The 983-nt window shown below is 74.0% G+C and carries 2 protein-coding genes and 1 pseudogene; all 3 read left to right on the top strand.

The window, feature by feature from the left end; all coding sequences use genetic code 11:
- Window positions 1-239: pseudogene (locus I59_RS22860) on the top strand (hypothetical protein); the annotation flags it as partial.
- Window positions 236-664 carry a DUF1810 domain-containing protein gene (locus tag I59_RS11110; RefSeq protein ID WP_022903923.1) on the top strand — a complete coding sequence of 143 codons (429 nt, stop codon included), beginning with the start codon at window positions 236-238 and terminating at the stop codon, window positions 662-664. The pseudogene I59_RS22860 and the gene I59_RS11110, both read left to right, overlap by 4 nt.
- Before the next feature lie 99 nt (window positions 665-763).
- Window positions 764-983, top strand: a 220-nt coding sequence (locus I59_RS11105; RefSeq protein ID WP_042726665.1) for a GntR family transcriptional regulator, incomplete at its 3' end; no start/stop codon positions are given.

Here is a 983-nt window from a genome sequence, read left to right as displayed (position 1 = left end):
CACCGCTCGCGGCCGAGCTCACCACCCGTGCGGGGATCCACGCCCGGCACCTGGCGCAGACGGTGTTCTGGCAGCGGCAGCACCCGCCGCTCGAGGTCCGCACCGCCCGCATCGAGCAGCTGCGGGGTGACCTGCCCTCGGCCGTCGGGCTGCCCGGACTGTTCGACCGCGAGCCCGACTCGGTGCTCGCCGTGGACGCGACGACCGTCCGCTACGCCTGGGGGGACGTCCTCCGGTGACCGACCAGGACCTCGAACGCTCCGTCAGCGCCCAGGAGGGCGTGCACGAGCGGGCGCTGGGCGAGCTGCGGGCCGGCCGGAAGGACACCCACTGGATGTGGTTCGTGTTCCCGCAGGTCGCCGGGCTCGGGCGCAGTCCGACGGCGCAGCACTACGCGCTCTCGGGGCTGGAGCACGCCCGGCGCTACCTCGCCGACCCGGTGCTCGGACCCCGCCTGCTCGACGCGGTCGCCGTCGTGACCGAGGCCCCGGCGCGCTCTGCCGAGGTCCTGCTCGGTGCCACGGACGCGCTGAAGCTGCGGTCCTCGCTGACCCTGTTCGCGCACGCCGCCGACGACCCGGCACCGTTCCGCCGTGCGCTGGACCGCTGGTACGACGGGCACGAGGACCCGGCGACGCTGCGGCTGCTCGGCGTCGACGGCTGACCCGCTCCGCGGGCACTCGCGCACCGTATATCAGGTACGGTGATCCGTACGGCCGCACCCGGAGTGCCGGTCGGTCAGCACGACCTCCAGGAGGCACCCATGCCGGTCCCCACCAGCGCACCGACGGAGCACCAGCTGCTCCGCGACACCGTCCGGACGAAGATCCACGACGCGATCATGGACGGCACCCTGGAGCCCGGGGAGCGGCTGAACGACGACGAGCTGATCGCCTGGCTCGGCGTCTCCCGGACCCCGATCCGCGAGGCCCTGAGCCAGCTCGCCCGCGCCGGGCTCATCGAGATGGCGCCGAACCGCTACA

Source organism: Curtobacterium sp. B8, assembly GCF_000333315.1.
GTDB lineage: Bacteria > Actinomycetota > Actinomycetes > Actinomycetales > Microbacteriaceae > Curtobacterium > Curtobacterium luteum.
This window is presented reverse-complemented; position numbering and strand designations above follow the sequence as displayed.